Raw genomic sequence first — 20919 nt, forward strand, 5'->3', positions numbered from 1 at the left:
CCGATTACATGTCGTCGGTGCGCTCGCGCTCCTGGACGGGCTGGTTCGTGAGCGCGTCCTCGCGGCCCGCCTGGTAGGCGGAGATGCCGCCGCGGGCCTTGGCCGTCTCCTGCTCGGCGGTGTTCAGCATGCGCTCCCAGCGCTGCCGCATCGGGCCGATGAGACCGCCGCCCACACCCACGACGATGATGCCGACGACGGCGGCGAGCGCGGCGATCAGGATCGGCTGGGTGATCGCCGTGGCGATGCCCGCCTGGCCGAGCGCCGCGATCACACCGAGGGCGACGATGCACGCCCAGACGATCGTGCCGATCGTCTTTCCGTACGAGACCGACGACAGCGCGTTGGTGACGATGTCGCGCACGACGTTGGCGATGGCCATGGCGATGACGACCAGGACGATGGCGACGATGGCGCGCGGCAGCCAGGCCACGATGCCGTTGATCATGTTGCTGACGGGGTTCGGGCCGAAGACGCCGAGTGCGATCTGCAGGGTGATCAGCAGCAGCGCGTAGTACACGACCTTGCAGACGATCGCCGTCATGTCGTACGTGGAGCCCTCGAGCATGCGGGCGGCGCCGGAGCGCTCGGCGAGTTTCTCCGAGCCGACCTTGCGCAGGACCCGGTCGAGCACGCGGGCGATCATCTTCGAGATGAACCAGCCGATGGCCAGGACCACCAGGAAGCCCACGAGCTTCGGCACGAACTGGGCGACTTTTGACCAGGCGTCGCTGAGGCCCGAAGTGAAGTCCACGGCGAGCGTGGGTCTGTCGGCGAGCTGGGGCATGAGTGGTCCTCCACTCGATGGGGCCCGTACGCGCTGCCGCGCCGGGCGATCAGGCCCCCCACAGATGCGGTGATGTGCTCCTTCGTGGATATCAGCGCACGAATGGACGCGGCCTGCGGGCCGCGTCCATTCGTGTGACAGGTGAGGGTCAGGCTGCGAGGCCGTCCGGATCCTTGTAAGGGACGCCGTCCTTCGCCACTAGCAGGACGTTCTCGGGCTTGCCGAGGGAGGCGATGTCGGTGAGCGGGTTGCCGCGCGCGATGACGAGGTCGGCGCGCTTGCCGGGCTCCAGCGTGCCGATCTCGTGGGCGAGGCCGAGCAGGTCCGCCGCCTCGGACGTCCCCGCGAGGATCGCACCCATCGGGGTCATGCCGGACTCGACGAGATGGGCGAGCTCACGCAGGTTCGTGCCGTGCGCCGCGATGCCGCAGTCCGTGCCCATGGCGACGCGCACACCGCGCTCGACGGCGTGCGGGATGTGCCGGCGCGCGACCGCCTGCCAGTGCTTCTTCTTCGCGTACGCCCAGTTCGCGGCCTTCGGCGGGTCGGGGTCGGTGTTCGCCGTGGTCAGCGTCGGCACGAGGAACGTGCCGCGCTCCAGCATCAGGTCGATGGCCTCGTCGTCGATCTCGTAGCCGTGCTCGACGCTGGCCACGCCGCCGCGCACGGCGTTGAGGATGCCGCCGCGGCCCTGCGCGTGCGCGGCGACCCGCTTGCCGCGGTGGTCCGCCGCGATCTCGGTGATCGTGCGGATCTCGTCCTCGAGGAACCCGTCGTCGTCGGGCTGGTCGGTGGGGCTCCACACGCCGCCGGTCGCGGCGACCTTGACGCAGTCGGCGCCCTTGCGCAGCAGGTCGCGCACCGCGCGCCGGCAGTCGTCGACGCCGTCCGCGAGGCGGCTCATCGTGGGATGACCACCGCCCCGGCCGCGCGCAGGCGTGTCACGGCCGGGGCGTCGAGCCCGCGCCGCAGGCCGGGGTCGTGGGCCGGGCTCTGCGCGGTGACCGGGCCCTCGGCGGCGGCGAAGTTGTCCTTCACGGCCACGGGCACGCCGTGCAGGGGTCCGCGCTCGCCGGCGGGCAGCGCGTCCGCCGCCCGTGCGGCGGCGAGCGCCTGCTCGGGGAAGCGGGTGACGAAGACGCCGAACAGCGGGTCGAGCGCGTCGGCGTCGGCGAGCGCGGCGGTCACGAGCTCACGGCTGCCGACGGCGCCGGTGCGCAGGGCATGCACCGCACCACTCAATATTTCGAACGATTGTTCCACGCAAGACATGCGACGCTCCATGCGATGACACCTCCAACGTGTCGGCGTGGCCGGTTCCGCGGCCACCGTCGCCCGGCGCTGGGAACGGCTGCGCTCGGCGGGGCTGGCCTGGGTCACCGCGTACGCGTACGACGTCGGCGGCGGGGCGCTGGTCGAGGTCGACTGCGCGCCCGGCCAGGACGCGGCCGTCGCGGCCGTCCTGTCCGAGGACCCGAAGGTCGTCACCTTCGAGCACACGGCGGGCGGCCGCGACCTGCTGGTCACCGTCATGACGCCCGACTTCAGCGCCCTGTCCGCGTACATCGTCGACACGCTCGGCGCCGTCCCCGGCGTCACGTCCTCGCGCGCGCACCTCATCACCCGCAGCTACACCGAGGGCAGCATCTGGCGCCTGCGCAGCCTCACCCGCACCCAGCAGGAGGCCCTCGCCGCGTCCCGCCGCTCCGCCGGCGGCGCCGCCCCCTACCTGGCGGACCACCGCGCCCTGGTGACCGCGCTCGGCGAGGACGGCCGCCTGCCCGTCGGGGAACTCGCCACGCGCCTCGGCGTCAGCGTGAACACCGTGAGCCGGCGCCTCGGCCGGCTCCTCGACTCGGGCCGCCTGGTCCTGCGCTGCGACCTGGCCCGTTCCCTGTCCGGCTCCCCCGTCTCCGTCACGTTCTTCGGGTCCGTACCGCCCGAGCATCTCGACGCCACGGCGCGGGAGTTGGCGAAGCTCCCGGAGATCCGGCTCTGCGTGGGGACCGCGGGCCGCAGAACCTGATCGCCACGGTCTGGGTCGCGTCCCTGCTCGACGCACAGCTCCTGGAGGTCGGACTCGCCGGAAAACTCCCCCACCTGCGCATCGCCGACCGGGCCGTCGCCCTGCGCGCCGTGAAGCCGATGGGGCGGCTCCTGGACGCCGAGGGGCGGGCCGTGGGGTACGCGCAGGTGGATGTCTGGGCGTAACCACCCGCCGTCCACGGCGTGTTCGCTCCGCACGCCCCTGCCCGCACTGCCACAGTGACCAGGTACAGAATCACCCGTTTCGCGCGTTTCATCAGATTCGCTCGTTACGCCGGTCTCTCAGGGAGTGTGGTGAGCATGGCCCACGTGCACGTGATCCTCAATCAGAAGGGCGGCGTGGGTAAGTCCACGCTCGCCGTCAACCTCGCCGCCGTGACCGCGGACGTGCTCGGCGCGGGGACCGAGGGCGGCCAGCCGCCCGTCGTCGCCGTCTCCATCGACCCGCAGGGCTCCGCCGTGTGGTGGTCGGAGCGCGTCGGCGGCGGCCTCCCCTTCGACTTCGTGCAGGCCCACGACGACCTGGCCGGGCTCGCCGCGCTCTCCCGCATCCCCTCCGCCCAGCACGTGTTCGTCGACACCCCGGGCTGGCTCGACCTCGCCGAGTCCGCCGGCGAGGACCCGCTCGGCAAGGGTGCCGCCGCGGACGCTCTGCGCGCCGTCCTGTCCAACGCCCACGACGTGATCGTGCCGATCGAGCCCGAGCCGCTCGGCTTCCAGCCCACGCAGCGCACCATCGAGCGCGTCGTGAAGCCACGCGGCCTGCCCTACCGCGTGGTCATCAACAACTGGGACCCGCGCGACGGCAAGGCCGACCTGGAGCAGACGCGCGCCTTCGTCGAGGCCCAGGACTGGCCGCTGGCCCGTACGGTCGTACGGCACTACAAGCTGCACACGCGCGCCTCCGCGGACGGCCTCGTCGTCACCCAGTACGGCGCGAACCGCGTCGCGCTCCAGGCCCGCGAGGACTTCTTCCGCCTCGCCCTGGAGGTGGGCCTCGCCGCGATCCCGGCCCCCGCCAAGCGCTCCGCGAGCAGCACCCGTACGAGTACGAAGAAGAGCGCGCAGCCTGCGGCGGCCAAGGGCACGAAGGCCAAGAGCGCCGGAAACACCAAGAGCGACAAGAACGCCAAGAAGGTGAACGTCTGATGGGGCGCCGTACCGATCTGTCCTCCCTGCTGTCCTCCGGCGCGGCCGCCCCGGCAGCGCAGCCGTCGGAGGGACGCGCCGAGCCCGTTGCCCGCGACGCCGCGCACCCCGTCACCGTCGCGCTCGCCGACCTCGCCGAGAACCCCGACAATCCGCGCCACGAGCTGCGCGACCTGGACGGGCTCGCCGAGACGGTGCGCGAGCGCGGGGTACTCCAGGCGCTCGGGGTGGTCCCCCGTGCCGTGTTCGTCGCGGCGCACCCGCACCACGAGGAGGCCGTGGGCCGGGCCCCGTACATCGTCCTGCACGGCCACCGGCGGCTCGCCGCGGCCCGGATGGCGGGCCTGGACGAGGTGCCCGTACTGGTGCGCGAGGACGCGTCCCGCACCGACGAGGACGCCCTGATCGAGAACGTCCAGCGCGACGACCTCACCGAGCTGGAGCAGGCCCAGGCCATCCAGGGCCTCATCAAGAGCTACGGCTACTCGCAGCGCCAGGTCGCCGCCCGCATCGGCAAGACGCAGGGCTTCGTCTCGCAGCGGCTGTCCCTGATGAAGCTGCGCGGGGACATCCAGGAGGCGCTGGCCGACGGACGCGTCTCGGTCGAGGACGCCCGCCGCATCGCCCGCCTCCCCCAGGAGGAGCAGGCGCTCCCCGGCGACACCGGCGCGCCCCCGCCGACCGTGCCGAAGGCCCGGCGTGATTACGGCGTAATCAAGATCGACAGCCGGGGCACCCCGGAAGAGGTCGTCGAGTCCCTCCGCCGCCATCTCGCCCCCGCGGCGCTCGACCGGATCCTGGAACTCCTCGCCCGCTGAGCGCACCCGCGACGGGCGCTCGCGCTCGGGCGGGGAGCCGGTCGGCGGAGGGATTCCTCTACCGTTGCCGGAGAATGCGTCACGGAGAGCAGTCATCGCACATGTCCACTGGACCGGTTCCCACCCTCGACCCCGGCGTCGCGGTGCCCGCGGAGGCCGTCGCGCCGCTGATGCGCGGCATCGACGTGCTGCGGCGGCTCACCGACGCCGGCGGCACGCTGAGCCTCAGCGAGCTCGCGCGGGCGACCGGCCTCGCCCGGTCCACGGTCGACCGGATCTGCGCGACCCTCGCGCACATGGGTTGCCTGCGCCTCGACGGGCGTGACGCCACGCTGGCGCCGCCGCTGATGGCCGTGGGCAACGCCTACCTGGGCGCTCTGCGGGTGCCCGCGCTGCTCGGGCCGCGCGCCGAGCGGCTCGCGGACGAGCTGGACGAGTCGGTGTCCCTCGCGGTCCCGGACGGGGACGGGATCCGCTTCGTCCACCAGGCGACGCGGCGTCGCGCCATGTCGCTGAGCTTCCGCATCGGCGACCTGCTGCCCGCCGAACGCACCGCGCCGGGACCGCTGTTCGCGGGCGCGTGGGACGAGGACATGTGGGCGCGGTGGCGGGCCCGGCGGGCCGCGGATCCCGAGGACCGCGGGTTCCCCGCGGTGCCGCCCCGCCAGGAGCCGGAGAAGGAGCGGTTCGAGGAGCGCGTGGCGCGCGCCGGGGCCGCCGGCTGGGCCCTCGACGACCAGCTCATCGAGCCCGGCCTCGTCGCGCTCGCCGTGCCCGTATGGGGTCCCGGGGGCGCCGTCGCGTGCGTGGTCAGCGTCGTCAGCCACACCAGCCGCCACACCGCCGCGTCACTGCGCGAGGCGATGCTGGGGCCGCTGCGGGCCGCTGTCACGGAGATGGAGGAGGCACTGCGCGAACCGGCGCCGGACGGCCCTGCGCCGGGTCCGGGACCGGACGCTCCCGCGCCGACGGGAGCGCAGGCGACGGGAGCGCAGGCAAAGGGACCGGACGCCGCCTGGGCCGCCGAGGCCAAGCAGCGGCTCGGGCGGGACTTCGTCGAGTCGTTGGCGCGCGGGCTCGCCGTGCTGACCGTCTTCGGGCCCGGGCGGGCCGAGCTGAACCTCACCGACATCGCCGCGGCGACGGGCCTGGCGCGGGCCACCGCGCGCCGCGCCCTGATCACGCTGGAGCACCTCGGATACGTGGCCTCGCGCGGCCGGGGCTTCCACCTCACGCCCCGCGTCCTCGCCCTCGGCTTCCCGCCCCTGTCCCACCTGACGCTGGCCGAGATCGCCACGCCCCACATGCGGGCGCTCTCGGCCGAGCTGCACGACTCGGTGTCCCTGACCGTGCTCGACGGCGACGACATCCGGTACACGGCGCGCGTCGCGACGAGCCGAGTGATGAGCGTGAACATCTCGGTCGGAACCCGCTTCCCCGCCTTCGCCACGTCCATGGGCCGGGTCCTGCTCGCGGGTCTGGCCCCGGACGCGCGGGCCGCGTTCCTCGCCCGCGCCGACCTGACTCCCCTCACCCCGCGCACCGTCACCGGCGCCGACCGGCTCGGCGCGCTCCTGGACGACGTACAGCGACAGGGTCACGCGCTCGTGGACGGGGAGCTGGAGGAGGGGCTGCGCTCCGTCGCCGTACCGGTGCGCGACCTCGCCGAGCAGGTCGTCGCCGCGGTGAACGTGGCCACGCACAGCAGCCGCCGCGACCTGGCCCGGGTCACGGACGAGGTCCTGCCCGCGCTGCTCGCCACGGCCTCGCGCATCGAGGCCGATCTGCACGTCGCCGGGCGGTTCGCCCGTATCCCCGCGGCATAGAGCGGCACAGAGTGGCACAGAGCGGCATGGGACGCGGCCGCAATGTTGCGGATCGGAAGGCGACGGAGGTCAATGGAAGGCGGGGGGAAAGGCAGAAAGGAGCCGTCATGGCTCACGCGGCACCCGCCTCAGGAACCTCCGGCCTGCGCTCCATGGCGGTCGGCTCCAGGCTCTCGATGTGGCTCTCTCTCCTGCTCGGCATCGTCTACGGCTTCTGGGCCTCGGGCATCCGCCGCGACGCCGTCCCGAGCCTGAGCCCGAGCCCGATCACCACGGGCAACGTCCTCTTCGGCATCCTCACGGGCGTCATCGTCGCCGTGGTCACCTTCGGGCTCCACCGGGCCTCGTTCCGGCTGCCGCGCGAACTGCGCGCCGTCGCCTGGGCCTCGTGGGCCGGTATCGCGTTCGGCTATCTCTACAGCCTGACCGACGCCACGATCCTGCGGTCCACGATCATGGCCCTGACGGTCGCCGCCGGTGTGTTCGCGGTCATGTTCTACCGCTACTACACCCACGAGAACTGACCGACCAGGCAGCACCCGTTCGGTCGAGCCCTCCACCGCAGAAGCCGCCATCTGCCCCGCCCCCGCTGGCGCCCCCTGCCGCCCGCCCGTTGCCTGGGAGGGTGATGCGAAGAGCCCTGTCCGTCGTCCTGCCGGCCCTGGCCTGCCTGCTCGTGCCGCTCGGCACGCTCTCCGTCTGGGCGAAGTACGAGGTCGGGGACAGTGACCGGTACGTCGCGACGATGGCTCCGCTCGCCGCGGAACCGGCCGTGCGGGACGCGGTCGCCGACGCCGTCACGAACGCCATCGTGACGCAGCTCGACGCGGGGCCGATCCAGTCGGCCGTGGACGCGTTCGTGCATGACGCCGTGGAGTCCTTCACCGGCACCGACGCCTTCCAGAAGCCGTGGAACACGGCGAACCGGGCCGCGCACGACGCCGTGCAGCAGGCCATCGACGACGGCGCCGACGGCCCGGTCACCCTCGACCTCGCGCCCGTCACCGGGCAGGTCAAGCAGCAGCTCAGCGACGACGGCGTGCCCTTCGCCGACCGCATCCCCGTCACGCACACCACCATCACCGTGATCAGCTCGCGCGACCTCGACCGGCTGCGCCAGTCGCTGCACCTGCTCCAACGGGCGGGCCTGTGGCTCCCGTTCGCCGCGGTCGCCTGCGCCGCCGCGGGCCTCGCGCTCGCCCGGCGCCGGCGCCCCGCCCTGACCGCGACCGCGCTCGGTGTCGCAGTGGCCGCGGGGGCTCTCCTCGTCGCGCTCGCGACGAGCCGCTCCCTCACCCTCGACAACCTGCCCTCGGACGTGGACCGCTCCGCGGCGGGCGCGGCCTACGACGCCCTCGGCTCGTCGGTGCGCACCACCTCCTGGTGGACCGCGGGCGCGTCCCTCGCGGTGGCCGTCTGCGCCTGGCTGCCGGAGCGCCTGCGCCGCAGGACACCGCCGCGCCCTCCGGCCCCTCCGGTTCCTCCGGTTCCTCCCGAAATGCGGCCCGCCGCTTCCGGGGTGAGCATTCCAGTGACACCGAGGAGGACTGAATGAGCGAGACCCCCACCACCCCGACACCGCCCCCCGGACCCGACGCCGCCCATGGCGTCTGGTCGGACAAGCACCGCTCCGCCGGGCCCGACCCCACCCGGGGCGACGGCGCGGGCAGCGGCTGGGCGTCCGGCGGCACGGTCTTCGCCGGCGTCCTGATGATGGTCGGCGGCATCCTGGGCATCCTGAACGGCATCGCGGGCATCGCCAAGGACGACGTGTACGCCCGCATCGGCACCTACACGTACGCCTTCAACCTCACCACGTGGGGCTGGATCCACCTGGTCATCGGCGTCATCGTCGCGGTCACCGGCTTCGGCGTCCTCAAGGGCGCCGGCTGGGCGCGCGGCGTCGGCGTCGCCATCGCCTCGCTGTACATCATCGCGTACTTCATGTTCCTGCCCTACGAGCCCATCTGGTCGGTCATCGCGATCGCCATCGGCGTCTTCGTCATCTGGGCGCTGGTCAGCGACGGTTCGCACGACGCCGCCCGGGCCTGAAACCGGGCAACCGTTCCCCGCGCCTCCCCGTCTTTGAGGGAGGATTCCGGCATCCGGCGCCGGAGGGTGCCCGGAGCGAGCGGAAGGCGGGCCCGGGCCTTGGAGCATGTGACGCAAGCGCCCGGCCCACCGCCGGTCCTCCCCTACGACGACCGGGACCGCAGGCCGGGCCGCACCCTGGCCGCCTGGACCGCGGGCCTGCTCCTCGCCGGCGTCAGCGCGGTCGTGGGCTGCCGGATCGCGGACGTGGACGGGGTCACCCCCGTCCCGCAGCTCCTGGCGTTCCTGCCCTGGCTCCTCGCGCCGACGGGCGCCGCGCTGCTGCTCACTGCACTCGCGCGCTGGCGTACCGGCATGGTGTGGGGCATCGCGGCGCTCGGCGCCCTCGCCTGGTACATCGAGCCGTACGGCAAGGACGTCGACGCGAGCGGGCCGCCGGTCGCCGATGTGCGGGTCCTCTCATCGAACGTCCAGTTCGGGCGCGGCACCGAGTCGCTTGTGGACGCGGTGCGCCGCGAGCGGCCCGGCCTGGTGTTCGTCGAGGAGTGCGATTACGGGTGCCAGGACACCCTGCGCCGTGAGCTGCCGCGCGCCGACTTCCCGTACCGGCAGGCCGTGGAGGCGGGAGGCTCGGAGGGGTCGGTCATTCTGAGCCGGTATCCGCTCAAGGCCGCCGCGGGCGTCCCGGGGAGCATGGGCATGCCAGGCGCAGTCGCCGATGTGAAGGGCCACGCCGTGCGGCTCCAGCTCGCGCACCCGATGCCGCCGTTGCCCCGGCAGGTCGGCCTGTGGCGCTCCGAGCTGGGCGAGCTGCGCGACTTCGCCGCCGCGGGCCGCTCGCAGCCGACCATCCTGGCCGGGGACTTCAACGCCACGCAGGACCACGCCGCGTTCCGCCGCATCCTCGACGCGGGCCTGCACGACAGCGCCCGCCTCGCCGGGAAGTCCCGCGCCCCGAGCTGGCCCTCGCGTGTCCGCCCACCGCTCGGCACCCAGATCGACCACGTCCTCGTGAGCGAGGACTTCTCCGCGCACTCCGCCCGATTCGTCGAGCTGGCCGACACCGACCACCGCGCCCTCCTGGTCGACCTGACGATGCATCGACCGGCAACGTCCTGAGCGCCGGGGCCCGTAGCGTTCAATGGACGGCATGCGCCCAGAGTCCCCGGCCCGCCATCTCGCACCGCCCGACTGGCTGGTCAGGACCCTGCGTCCGCACCCCGCGCCGATCCCCTGGGCCGCCGTCGCGCGCGCCGGCCTCGCGCTGTCGCTGCCGCTCGCGATCGGGCTCGCCGCCGGGCAGCCCGCGTACGGGGCGCTCGCCTCCATGGGCGCCCTGTCCGGCGTCATCGGCGACACCGCCGACGCCTACCGGATGCGGATCCTCAACATCGCGGTGCCGCAGCTCTTCGGCGCGGTCGGCGTGACGGTCGGTGCGCTCGTGTTCGGGCACGGCTGGGTCGCCGTCGCCACCGTCACGGGCGTGGCGCTGGTCTCCGGGATGATCTCGACGATCGGCGCGGTCGCCTCGGTGTCCGGGCTGCTGCTCCTGCTCAACTGCGTGATCGGCGCCGGGCTGCCCCTGCCGGGCGAGTGGTGGCTCGCGCCGATCCTGATGACGGGCGGCGGACTCCTCGTCCTCGCGCTCGCGCTGCTCGCCTGGCCGATACGGTCCGGGGTGCCGGAACGCGCGGCCGTCGCCGCCACGTACCGCTCCGTCGCGAACATGCTCGCATCGGCGGCCGACCCCGAGAACTACGTCGAGACCCGCTACTCCGTCACCCAGTCCCTCAACCAGGCCTACGACCTCGTCCTCGCCCGGCGCGCCCTCGCCCACGGCCGCAACCCCGAACTGGTGCGCCTGCTCGCCCTGTTGAACGCGCTCACCCCGATCGTCGAGTCCGCGCCCGCCGCCCACCAGCACGGGGTGCCGCTCCCCGCCGCCGTCCCCGACGCCGTACGCCGCCTCGCCGACGCGGTCGACACCGGCAGCACCGACGTGGGGCCCCTCGACCTGCCCGCACCCGAAGGACCCGCCGCCCGCGCCGTCGACCACGCGGTGCGGCACGCCGCCGACCTCGTCACCAGCAAGAACACGGACCCCCACCGCGCCCTCGACGCCGACCGCCTCGGCCGGCCCGCCGTCCTGCGCGTGCGCGCCGTCCGCGCCGCGCGCAACGTCGTGCTGTCCGGCGCCTCCTGGCGCTACGGGCTGCGCCTGGCCGTGTGCATCGGCATCGCCCAGGTCCTCGTCTCGACGGTGCCGGTCCCGCGCTCCTACTGGGTGGCGCTGACCATCACGTTCGTCCTCAAGCCCGACTTCGGCTCGGTGTTCTCGCGGGCCGTCCTGCGCGCGCTCGGCACGGCGGTCGGGCTCGTACTCGCCACGGTGGTCCTCGCCGAGGTGCCCCGCGGGTGGTGGGACGTGCCCGTGCTGATGGCCCTCGCCGCGCTCATCCCGGCGCTCACCCCGCGCGGCTACGGCTATCAGACCGCCGCCATCACGCCGGCCATCCTGCTGCTGTCCGACACCCTCAACCACCAGGGCATCGGGCTCGTCCTGCCGCGGCTCCTGGACAGCCTCATGGGCTGCGCCATCGCGCTGGTCGCCGGATATCTGCTGTGGCCCGAGAGCTGGCACACCCGCATCGGCGACCGGCTCGCCGACGCCGTCGCGGACACCGCGACGTACGTGGAGCGCGCGTTCGGGCCGTCCGCGGACCCGGACGTCCCGGCCGCCCGCGCGCGGATGCGCCGCCGGCTCTACCGCGACCTGTCCGTCATCCGCTCCGAGTTCCAGCGCGCGCTGACCGAACCGCCGCCCACCGGCCGCCGCGCCGCCGCCTGGTGGCCGCTCGTCGTCGCCGTGGAACGCATCGTGGACGCCACGACCGCGGCGCGGGTCCGGGTCAAGCAGGGGGCACCGGTACCGGAGCCCGCCGAGGTGGCGCAGGCCGCGGGGCAACTGCGGGAGCTGGCACAGGGGTTGCGCGCCTCCGACGTCCTGGAGGGGGTGCGTGCCGACTTCAGCGAGGCGGACCGCGACGGAGTGCTGGAACCCGTACGCCAGGAGGTCGCCGCCGCCCGCTCCATCGCCTCACCGCACTGAGAACGGCAGGACGCGGATGCGGGCCGCCCCGGGGAGGGGACGGCCCGCATCGGTGTGGGGGGTGGCTCCAGTTCGTTCAGCCGGTGACGGTCAGCCGGTCTTGGCGGACTGCTTCAGCGACTTCATGGCCTTGGCGAAGCCGTTGGCCCACAGCTGGTCGACGCGGGCCCTCTCGTTCGCGTCCGGGTTCGGGTTCGTGCAGGACGGGCCCGGGCCGCCGCCCGACATCAGCTCGCTGCACGGCCCCTCGTAGTGGTCGGGGAGCCCGAGGACGTGACCGGTCTCGTGCGCGGTGACACGGGTGGAGTCGTACTCCTGGTTCTGCGCGTAGTCCAGGAAGACGTAGCCGCTGCCGTGCCCGTCCGTCGACGCGTACGAGCCGCGCGGGTCGTTGCCCTCGCGGTAGGAGAAGTCGCCGCCGCCCGAGGACGCCTGGAGCTTCACGTTCGACACGGAGGAGTTCCATATCGACGTGCTGTTGGCTATCTGCTGCGCGAAGGACGGGGCGCCCGACGCGTCGTACGTGACGGTGACCGACGCGGCGCTCGGGTTCGCGGCGCGCTTTTCCGCGACCGACTTCAGGACGGCCTGGAAGAACGCCTTGTTGGCGGCGGCCTCCTCGGCCGAACCCGCGTAGTGGGTGTAGCCGGCGCCGACCGGGGCCGGGGCGGCGGACGCGGGGGCCGCGGTGGCGAGCGCGCCGGCGGCCAGGGCCATGCCGGCCGCGACCGAGGCGTAGCGCAGGGAGAGCTTCATGTGGGGGGCTCCTCCTCGTTCCGTGAGTGGGGGTTACGTGAACGGTTCGGTACGAGGGAGAGTGTGGAGGCGCCCGGGACCCCTGGGGATGATGGCAATTGGCGATAGGACGGGGCTATCACCCGCCCAACTCGCCCGTTTCGGTTCGCATTTGGACGTCTGGTGCGACGTCCGTGACCGCCCTACGCTCGATGTTCATGGAGCTCGAGGTGAGGCACCTGCGCGCGCTGTGCGCCATCGACGACACCGGGAGCCTGCACAAGGCGGCCCGTCTGCTCGGCATGACCCAGCCGTCGCTGTCCACCCAGCTCAGGCGCATCGAGGACACGCTCGGCGGCGCGCTCTTCGCCCGGGAGCGCACCGGGTGTCGCGCAACCCCCCTGGGCCGCGTCGTCCTGAACCGCGCCCGCCCCCTCGTCGACGGCATGCGCGCTCTCGTCACGGAGACCAGGGCGGCCGGCGCGCTCGCCGCCGGCGGCCCCCATCTGCGGATCGGCTCCACGGCGAGCCGGGCCATACCGGGCTGGCTGCGGCGGCTGCGGCAGCGCGAGCACCCGTCCGGCGGCGAGCCCGCGCTCCGTATGGACGTCTCGGCGAACACCCTGCTCCGGCTCGTCAGTGACGGCCGGCTCGACGTGGCGTTCGTGCACGAGGTCGAGGGCAGCCCGCTGCGCGTCCCGCCGGGTCTACGCTGCCGCGTACTCGTCGAACGCGAGCCGCAGTACGTGTCCCTGGCCGCCGACCACCCGGCCGCGCGCCGCCCCGTCGTCCGCCTCGCCGACCTCGCGAACGACCGGTGGATGGTCGACCCCACCGTGGACGGCGAATGGCACGGGCTCCTGCGGGTGCTTCGTGCCGCCGGGCTCAACCCCCCGATCCTGCACGGCGACTACCTCACGGCGGCGTCCCTGGTCGCCTCGGGCGAGGTCGTCACCCTGTGCCAGCCGACCTCACGGGCCCGCACCGACATGGCCATAAGACCCCTCGACGGCGACCCCATCGGCGTACGCCTCGTGCTCGCCGCCCGCACGGAGGACGAACTCGACGCGGTCTACGAGGACCTGGAGGACGCCTACCGGGAAGTGGCCCGGCAGGCACCCGCGTATCGCGAGCGCCTGCCGGACGCGGCAACGGCCTGAGCCGGCCCCTGGCGGATCAGACGCCGATGTCGCAGCCGTCCTCGCGCCACACGGAGACCACCGACGGACGGACGATCTTCCCCGGCCCGTCGGGCCACGCGCTCGCCGGCTTCTCGACGGACGCGCCGTCGACCTCGCCGGGGTGCTGCACCGAGACGAGGACCCGGCGGTCCTGGACCAGCGGACCGCAGGTCTCGGCGCCGTTCGGCATCGTCAGGAACTGCTTGAGCTCACCGCGCCGCTCGCCGCGCGTCGCGACACCGAACAGGCCGTCGTGCGTGCCGAGCGCGTTGCCGTCCGTGGAGATCCACAGGTTGCCGTGCGGGTCGAACGCCACGTTGTCCGGGCAGGAGATCGGGCTGACCCGGTCCTTCGGGAAGCCGGCGAAGTACGTCGCCGGGTCGTTCGGGTCGCCCGCGACGAGGAACAGCGACCAGCCGAAGGTCTTCGCGTCGGCGCGGCCCCGGTGCTCGGTCAGCTCCAGGATCTGCCCGTGCTTGTTGAGGTTGCGCGGGTTCGCCTCGTCGGCGGGCGCCTTGCCGGCCTTGCCGCGGTCCGAGTTGTTCGTCAGCGCGACGTACACCTTGCCGGAGTGCGGGGACGGCTCGATGTCCTCGGGGCGGTCCATCTTCGTGGCGCCCACCTTGTCACCGGCGAACCGCGTGAAGAGGTAGACCTCCTCCGCCGTCATGCCGTCGACGTGCGAGACCGCGCCGTGCGGGCCCGCCGTGGCGAGCGGAAGCCACTCGCCGCCGCCGTCGAACTCGCCGTCCGCGGGCAGCTTGCCCGTGCCGTCGATCTCGGCGGCCGGGGAGTCGCCGGTCAGCCGGGCGACGTAGAGGGTGCCCTCGTCGAGGAGCGTCAGGTTGTGCTCGTGCGCGGCGCGCGAGCCGCCCTTGGCGACGCGCTTGCTGCTCACGAACTTGTAGAAGTAGTCGAACTTCTCGTCGTCGCCCATGTAGACGACCGGGCGGCCGTCGTCGGTCAGGCGCGGCTGCGCGGCCTCGTGCTTGAAGCGGCCGAGCGCGGTGCGCTTGCGGGGGGTCGACTCCGGGTCGTACGGGTCGAGTTCGACGACCCAGCCGAAGCGGTTCGCCTCGTTCGGCTCCTTGGCCAGGTCGAAGCGGTCGTCGAACCGCTCCCACTTGCGCTCGGAGGCCTCGCCGGTCACGCCGTAGCGCTTGAGGCGGGCGGCCGTCGCCGGGTCCGTCACCTTCGCGGCGTTTCCGAAGTACTGATTGAAGTTCTCCTCGCCGTGCAGCGTCGTGCCCCACGGGGTGGTGCCGCCCGAGCAGTTGTTGAGCGTGCCGAGAACGGTACGGCCGCGGGGGTCCGCCTTCGTCCGCACGAGCGCGCTGCCCGCGACCGGGCCCGAGAGGCGGAACTCGCTGGTGGCGGTGAGGCGGCGGTTGAGCTGGTGGCGCGTGACGGCGGACAGCTTGCCGCTGCGCCGGGACTCCTCCACGACGACGACTGACAGGCCGTGCGCCGCCCAGGCGGTCTCCACCTGCTCGCGCGTCGGGTTCTCGGGGTCGTACCCCTTGAACATCAGGATCTCGTCCGTGTACTCGTGGTTCGCGACCAGGACCTGACGACCGTGCTCACCGCGCAGGGGGAGAAGGCTCAGAAAGTCGTTGTTGTAACCGAACTGTCCTGCCTGGGCCTTTGCGGACTGCTTGTCCGGGTCGAAGGCGGGCGCTCCGCGCAGGATGGGCTGGCCCCAGCTGATGACGACGTTCTGGGCGTGGCCCTCGGGGACGGTGACGCGGTCCGCCGTGTTCGGCGCGACGGGCGTGAACCGCAGTCCACGCGCCCCCTTCTCGCCCTTGTGCGCTACGCCTGTTGCCGCCCCCGACGGCGTGGCGGCGGCGGCCTGCGGGGCGCCCGATCCCACGACCGTGCCGGCCGTCGCGGCGGCCACGGTCACGACCGCGGCCGTGCGCAACATCGAACGGCGGCTCAGCGCACCGGCGATGACGTCACCGACGTACTCGTTGGAACTGGTGTTGGGCACCTCCTGAAAACAGGCGTCCCCACAACGGAACCGGCAGGTCAGCGCGGCACGGCCCCCGTTGTGCGAGCCGAGAAGCGGCAGCGTTTTACGCACTCTTTTCCTCCCCTTTACGGTCACTCCGGCGTGACGCTAGGGGTGTGGCCGAGCGAGGAGGGGGACGGCGGATGAACGAGGGGTGAACCTGTGCCGGGCGTGCGGCAGTTGGACGCCCTTCGCCCGGGTGGGCGACCCTGCCCAAGATCACGGAGCGTGGCGGCTAACCTTACGTGTCCGCCCTGGCCAGGGGTTACGGAAACCAACTCATGCGAAGGGTTGCGCACATGGGCATTCGGAATCTCCTGCGGAACGCGTTCGGAAGGCCGCGGAAGTCCTCGCGGGGTGACGAGGCGGCGACCGCCGCACCCGAGGCGACGGTCCCGGCACCGGCCGGCGAGACCGCGCCGTCCGCTGAGGCAAAGGCGAAGGTGCCCGCACAGTCGACCGAGCAGACGCCCGCGCCCTCGACGCGCGAGGCCGACGACCTGGTGGCCGCGGCCTTCGACAACGTAAAGGTCCCCAAGCCGTCTTCGCCGGTGGACGAGGAGGCGACTTCGACTGCCGCCGAGCCGGTCACCGAGGCGGAAGCGGAGGCTGTCGCCGAGGCGGAGCCGGAGGGTGTCCCGGAAGCGGAACCGGTCGCGGAGCCCGCGGAGGGTGTCGCGGAGCGCGCGGAGCCGGCGGCGGAGACGGAGCCTTCCGCTGCGCCCGTCGCCGAGGCGGAGCCGGAAGCGGAGGCTGCCGCGGAGCCCGTCGCCGACGCAGAGGTGAAGGCTGAGGCGGACGCGAGCCCCGAGGCCGCCGCCGAGAACAAGCCGGAAGCCGAGGCCGAGCCGGCGGCTGTCGCCGAGCCCGTCACCGAGACGGAGCCGGAGACCGAGGCCGTCGTCGAGCCGGAGCCCGAGGCCGTCGTCGAGACCGAAGCGGAACCTGCCGCCGACAGCGCGGAGCCCGTGGTCGAGGCGGAGGCCGAGGCTGTCTCGGAGCCCGTCGCAGAGGCAGAGGCGGAGGCTGTCTCACAGCCGGCCGCCGAGCCGAAGGCCGAGGCTGAGGCCGAGGCCGAGGCCGACGCAGCCCCCGAGGCCGACGCAGCCCCCGAGGCCGACGTCGAGACCGAGCCGCAGGCCGAGGCCGAGCCGGAGACCGTCGCCGAGCCCGTCACCGAGATCGAGGCGGACGCGGAGGCTGTCTCAGAGCCGGCCGCCGAGCCGAAGGCCGAGGCGGACGCGGCCCCCGGCGCCGACGTCGAGACCGAGCCGCAGGCCGAGGTCGAGCCGGAAGCCGAGGCCGTCGTCGAGCCGGAGCCGCAGGCCGAGGCCGAGGCTGTCGTCGAGCCGGTCGCCGCAGCCGCGCAGCAGCCCGTCGCCGACCCCAAGCCGGAGACTGTCGCCGAGCCCGTCGCCGACCCCGAGCCGGAGGCTGCCGCCGCCGAGCCGGTCGTCGAGCCCGAGTCGGAGGCTGCCGTCGCCGACCCCGAGCCGGAGGCTGCCGCCCTCCCCCTCACCCGGGTCAAGTCGCGGGCCCCCGGGCTCGCCGCTGCCTACAAGGCCGCCGGGAGCGCGCTCGAGAAGCAGGACCTCGCGGGGGTCCGGGCCACCGTCTATCTCGTGCTCGACCGGTCCGGGTCGATGCGGCAGTACTACAAGGACGGCTCCGCGCAGGCGCTCGGTGAACAGGTGCTCGCCCTGGCCGCGCACACCGACCCCGAGGCGACCGTGCACGTCGTCTTCTTCTCCACCGACATCGACGGCACCGGCGAGCTCACCCTCGACGGGCACGAGGGCCGCGTGGACGAGCTGCACGCGTCGCTCGGCCACATGGGCCGCACCAGTTACCACCGCGCGATCGAAGAGGTCGTGGCCCACCACGAGAAGTCGCAGTCGCAGACGCCCGCCCTGGTCGTCTTCCAGACGGACGGCGCCCCGGACGCGAAGGGCCCGGCCAACCAGGCCCTCGCGGACGCGGCCCGGCACCCGCTGTTCTTCTCGTTCGTCGCGTTCGGCGAGCACGACGCCAAGGGCTTCGACTACCTGCGCAAGCTGAAGGCCCCCAACGCCGCGTTCTTCCACGCGGGCCCCACCCCCCGCGAGCTCACGGACACCGAGCTGTACGAGGGGCTGCTCGCGGACCTGCCGCAGTGGCTGGAGTCGCAGCAGGCCTGACCCGCACCGCACCGCGCCCCCTGAACCGCCCCGGCGGGACAGGGGGCGCGGCCGTTCCCACGCGCCGTCCGCCCAGAATCGGGAGAAGCTGGATGAATTCCGGCACCTAGGGAAGGACCGCGCACCATGAAGGCCGCCGTAGTCACCGACTTCACCCGGCCCCTGGAGATCCAGCACCGCGTGATTCCGCGGCCGGCGGCGCACCAGGTCCTCGTCCGTATGGAGGCGAGCGGGCTGTGCCACACGGACATCCACGCCGCCGCCGGTGACTGGCCGGTCAAGCCGAGCCCGCCGTTCGTCCCGGGCCACGAGGGCATCGGGATCGTGGAGGACCTGGGCGAGCGGGTCGGCCACATCAACGTCGGCGACCGGGTCGCCATCGCCTGGTTGGGCGAGGCGTGCGGCCACTGCGACCACTGTGTGTCCGGCTGGGAGACGCTCTGCCTGAAGCAGCGCAACAGCGGCTACTCGGTCGACGGCTCCTTCTCGGAGTACGCGGTCGCGCACGGCGACTACGTCGTGAAGGTCCCCGACGGCCTCGACCCCTTGGACGCCGCCCCGCTGACCTGCGCGGGAGTGACGACGTACAAGGCAGTGAAGGTGTCGGGCGCGGGCCCCGGCAAGCGCGTGCTGATCTCCGGGATCGGCGGCCTCGGCCACCTCGCGCTCCAGTACGCGCGGATCGCGGGCGCGGAGACCGTCGCCGTGGACGTCACCGACGACAAGCTGCGCCTCGCGCACGAGCTGGGCGCCGACCATGTCATCGACGCCCGCAGCCAGGACGTCGCCGAGGCGGTGCGCGGGCTGGGCGGCGCCGATGTCGCGATCGGGCTCGCCGTATCGAACTCGTCGCTCCGGGCGGCGTACGGCTCGCTGCGCAGGCACGGCACGCTCGTCCTGGTCGCACTGCCGGCCGGCGGCACGCTGGAGCTGCCCGTCTTCGAGCACGTGCTCGACGGCAAGAGCGTGATCGGTTCGATCGTCGGCACCCGGCAGGACCTCGCCGAGGTCTTCCAGCTGCACCGCCTCGGCCGCACGCGTGTCATCCGCGAGCAGCGCAGACTCAAGGAGGTCAACGAGGCGATCGAGGACATCCTGGCGGGCCGGGTCACGGCCCGGCTGGTCTTCGACTTCCGCTAGACACCGCACACGCGCCGCGCCCGCACGCGCGCCGCACCCCCAGGGCCGTCCACCCCTTAAATGGCGGGAGGGGCGGCCCCGCCGTGTCGGATACGATTCTTTGATTCGACTGACGTACACCGTCACCGCACGCAGCGACTTGGGAGCAGCCCCCGATGGCTCGACACCTCATCACCAGCGCCCTTCCGTACATCAACGGAATCAAGCACCTGGGCAACATGGTGGGGTCCATGCTCCCGGCGGACGTGTACTCCCGGTACCTCCGCCAGCGCGGCCACGACGTCCTGTACATCTGCGCCACCGACGAGCACGGCACGCCCGCCGAGCTGGCCGCGAAGGAGCAGGGCCTGCCGGTCGCCGAGTTCTGCGGACAGGCGCACGACGTGCAGAAGGCCGTGTACGACGGCTTCGGCCTGGCCTTCGACCACTTCGGCCGCAGCTCGTCGGCGCAGAACGCGGAGCTCACGCAGCACTTCGCGCGCAAGCTGAACGAGAACGGGTTCATCGAGGAGCGCGCGATCCGCCAGGTGTACTCGCCTGCCGACGGCCGCTTCCTGCCGGACCGCTACGTCGAGGGCACCTGCCCGCACTGCGGCTACGACAAGGCGCGCGGCGACCAGTGCGAGAACTGCACGCGCGTCCTCGACCCGACGGACCTGATCAACCCGCGCTCGGCGATCTCCGGCTCCACGGACCTGGAGGTCCGCGAGACCAAGCACCTCTTCCTGCTCCAGTCGAAGCTGCAGGTCGAGGTCGAGGAGTGGATCGCGCGGACCGCGGGCGAGTGGCCGCAGCTGGCCTCCTCCATCGCCCGCAAGTGGCTGACCGAGGGCCTGCACGACCGCGCGATCACCCGTGACCTGGACTGGGGCGTCCCCGTCCCGGCCGACACGTGGCCGGAGCTGGCCGCCGAGGGCAAGGTCTTCTACGTCTGGTTCGACGCCCCGATCGAGTACATCGGCTCGACGAAGGAATGGTCCGACCAGAACCCGGCGGACCGCGACTGGAAGTCGTGGTGGTACGAGGCCGACGACGTCCGGTACACGCAGTTCATGGCCAAGGACAACGTCCCGTTCCACAGCGTCATGTTCCCCGCCACGGAGATGGGCGTGCGCGAGCCGTGGAAGAAGGTCGACTACCTCAAGTCCTTCAACTGGCTGACGTACTACGGCGGCAAGTTCTCCACGTCGCAGAAGCGCGGCATCTTCACGGACGCCGCCCTGGAGATCCTGCCGGCCGACTACTGGCGCTACTTCCTCATCGCCAACGCGCCGGAGTCCGACGACTCCTCCTTCACGTGGGAGCACTTCGCGGCCACGGTGAACAAGGACCTCGCCGACACCCTCGGCAACTTCGTGAACCGCGTCCTGTCCTTCTCCCGCAAGCGCTTCGGTGACGACGTGCCCGCGGGCAAGGAGGCCGGCGAGGCGGAGGCGAAGCTCGGCACGGAGATCGCCGCGCTGCTCGCCGAGTACGAGGCTCAGATGGAGGCCCTCCAGTTCCGCAAGGCCGCGTCCGCGCTGCGCGCCCTGTGGTCCGCGGGCAACTCCTACCTGGAGGAGAAGGCCCCCTGGCTGGAGATCAAGACCGACCCGGAGGCCGCGGCCCTCACGCTGCGTACGGCGATGAACCTCATCCACCTGTACGCGGTCGTGTCCGAGCCCTTCATCCCGGCCTCGTCGAAGGCGATGCGCGGCGCGTTCGCGCTGGCCGACGACACGGCCACGTGGGTCACCGCCGAGCAGGCCGCGGCCCTGGACACCGTCCCCGCGGGCACGGCCTTCACGGTCCCGCCGGTGCTCTTCGCGAAGATCACCGAGGAGGACCTGGAGTCCTACCGCGAGCGCTTCGGCGGCGCTCCGGAGTAAGACATTCCGCGGGAAAG

Annotated in this window: 18 protein-coding genes; 13 read left to right on the plus strand and 5 right to left on the minus strand. The window is 72.8% G+C overall.

Annotated features, from left to right (window positions below):
• Positions 1–4: 4 nt before the first annotated feature.
• The 3 genes from OG698_RS23605 to OG698_RS23615 form a co-directional block, all read right to left on the minus strand.
• The gene (locus OG698_RS23605; RefSeq protein ID WP_406105237.1) at positions 5–787 is read right to left on the minus strand and encodes a mechanosensitive ion channel family protein; all 783 of its coding nucleotides are present in this window, start codon (positions 785–787) and stop codon (positions 5–7) included.
• Positions 788–935: 148 nt separating this feature from the next.
• A complete protein-coding gene (locus tag OG698_RS23610) occupies positions 936–1691 on the minus strand; it encodes an amidohydrolase family protein (RefSeq protein ID WP_406105238.1) in 756 nt (251 codons plus the stop codon).
• Entirely contained in the window at positions 1688–2050 is a 363-nt protein-coding gene (locus OG698_RS23615; protein WP_406105240.1) for an amidase family protein, read from the minus strand. Before OG698_RS23615 ends, OG698_RS23610 begins: the two co-directional genes overlap by 4 nt.
• A gap of 46 nt (positions 2051–2096) precedes the next feature.
• Between OG698_RS23615 and OG698_RS23620 the strand changes: the two genes are divergently transcribed.
• From OG698_RS23620 to OG698_RS23660, 9 genes are all read left to right on the plus strand, one after another.
• Positions 2097–2813: an Lrp/AsnC family transcriptional regulator gene (locus tag OG698_RS23620; RefSeq protein WP_406105242.1), complete on the plus strand. Its 717-nt coding sequence runs from the start codon at positions 2097–2099 to the stop codon at positions 2811–2813.
• 320 nt (positions 2814–3133) lie between these two features.
• Positions 3134–3982 carry a ParA family protein gene (locus tag OG698_RS23625; protein ID WP_406105243.1) on the plus strand — a complete coding sequence of 283 codons (849 nt, stop codon included), beginning with the start codon at positions 3134–3136 and terminating at the stop codon, positions 3980–3982.
• Positions 3982–4800 (plus strand): ParB/RepB/Spo0J family partition protein, encoded by an 819-nt coding sequence (locus tag OG698_RS23630; protein ID WP_406105245.1) that lies wholly within the window; start codon positions 3982–3984, stop codon positions 4798–4800. Before OG698_RS23625 ends, OG698_RS23630 begins: the two co-directional genes overlap by 1 nt.
• A gap of 101 nt (positions 4801–4901) precedes the next feature.
• Positions 4902–6626, plus strand: a complete 1725-nt coding sequence (locus tag OG698_RS23635) for an IclR family transcriptional regulator C-terminal domain-containing protein (protein ID WP_406105247.1) — start codon at positions 4902–4904, stop codon at positions 6624–6626.
• Between the two features lie 107 nt (positions 6627–6733).
• Positions 6734–7150, plus strand: a complete 417-nt coding sequence (locus tag OG698_RS23640) for a hypothetical protein (RefSeq protein ID WP_406105248.1) — start codon at positions 6734–6736, stop codon at positions 7148–7150.
• A gap of 104 nt (positions 7151–7254) precedes the next feature.
• The gene (locus OG698_RS23645; protein ID WP_406105250.1) at positions 7255–8181 is read left to right on the plus strand and encodes a hypothetical protein; all 927 of its coding nucleotides are present in this window, start codon (positions 7255–7257) and stop codon (positions 8179–8181) included.
• Positions 8178–8678, plus strand: coding sequence for a hypothetical protein (locus OG698_RS23650; protein WP_406105252.1), 501 nt, complete (start codon positions 8178–8180; stop codon positions 8676–8678). Before OG698_RS23645 ends, OG698_RS23650 begins: the two co-directional genes overlap by 4 nt.
• Before the next feature lie 108 nt (positions 8679–8786).
• Positions 8787–9797 carry an endonuclease/exonuclease/phosphatase family protein gene (locus OG698_RS23655; RefSeq protein WP_406105254.1) on the plus strand — a complete coding sequence of 337 codons (1011 nt, stop codon included), beginning with the start codon at positions 8787–8789 and terminating at the stop codon, positions 9795–9797.
• Positions 9798–9828: 31 nt separating this feature from the next.
• A complete protein-coding gene (locus tag OG698_RS23660; protein ID WP_406105255.1) occupies positions 9829–11787 on the plus strand; it encodes an FUSC family protein in 1959 nt (652 codons plus the stop codon).
• A gap of 90 nt (positions 11788–11877) precedes the next feature.
• On the opposite strand, the gene snpA is transcribed toward OG698_RS23660, so the two are convergent.
• The gene (snpA, locus tag OG698_RS23665) at positions 11878–12543 is read right to left on the minus strand and encodes a snapalysin (protein ID WP_406105256.1); all 666 of its coding nucleotides are present in this window, start codon (positions 12541–12543) and stop codon (positions 11878–11880) included.
• 197 nt (positions 12544–12740) lie between these two features.
• Here snpA and OG698_RS23670 point away from each other — a divergent pair, with 197 nt between their 5' ends.
• Positions 12741–13682 (plus strand): LysR family transcriptional regulator, encoded by a 942-nt coding sequence (locus OG698_RS23670; protein ID WP_406105257.1) that lies wholly within the window; start codon positions 12741–12743, stop codon positions 13680–13682.
• A gap of 16 nt (positions 13683–13698) precedes the next feature.
• Here the strand turns inward: OG698_RS23670 and OG698_RS23675 are convergent, their stop codons facing one another.
• Positions 13699–15789, minus strand: coding sequence for a PhoX family protein (locus tag OG698_RS23675; protein ID WP_406105259.1), 2091 nt, complete (start codon positions 15787–15789; stop codon positions 13699–13701).
• 227 nt (positions 15790–16016) lie between these two features.
• Between OG698_RS23675 and OG698_RS23680 the strand changes: the two genes are divergently transcribed.
• From OG698_RS23680 to metG, 3 genes are all read left to right on the plus strand, one after another.
• Entirely contained in the window at positions 16017–17894 is a 1878-nt protein-coding gene (locus OG698_RS23680) for a VWA domain-containing protein (RefSeq protein WP_406105260.1), read from the plus strand.
• 126 nt (positions 17895–18020) lie between these two features.
• Positions 18021–19034 (plus strand): alcohol dehydrogenase AdhP, encoded by a 1014-nt coding sequence (gene adhP, locus OG698_RS23685; RefSeq protein WP_406105262.1) that lies wholly within the window; start codon positions 18021–18023, stop codon positions 19032–19034.
• Positions 19035–19189: 155 nt separating this feature from the next.
• Positions 19190–20902 (plus strand): methionine--tRNA ligase, encoded by a 1713-nt coding sequence (gene metG, locus OG698_RS23690; protein WP_399969002.1) that lies wholly within the window; start codon positions 19190–19192, stop codon positions 20900–20902.
• Positions 20903–20919 lie beyond the last annotated feature (17 nt).

Origin of the sequence: Streptomyces sp. NBC_01003, assembly GCF_045162695.1 — a bacterium.
Classification (GTDB): domain Bacteria; phylum Actinomycetota; class Actinomycetes; order Streptomycetales; family Streptomycetaceae; genus Streptomyces.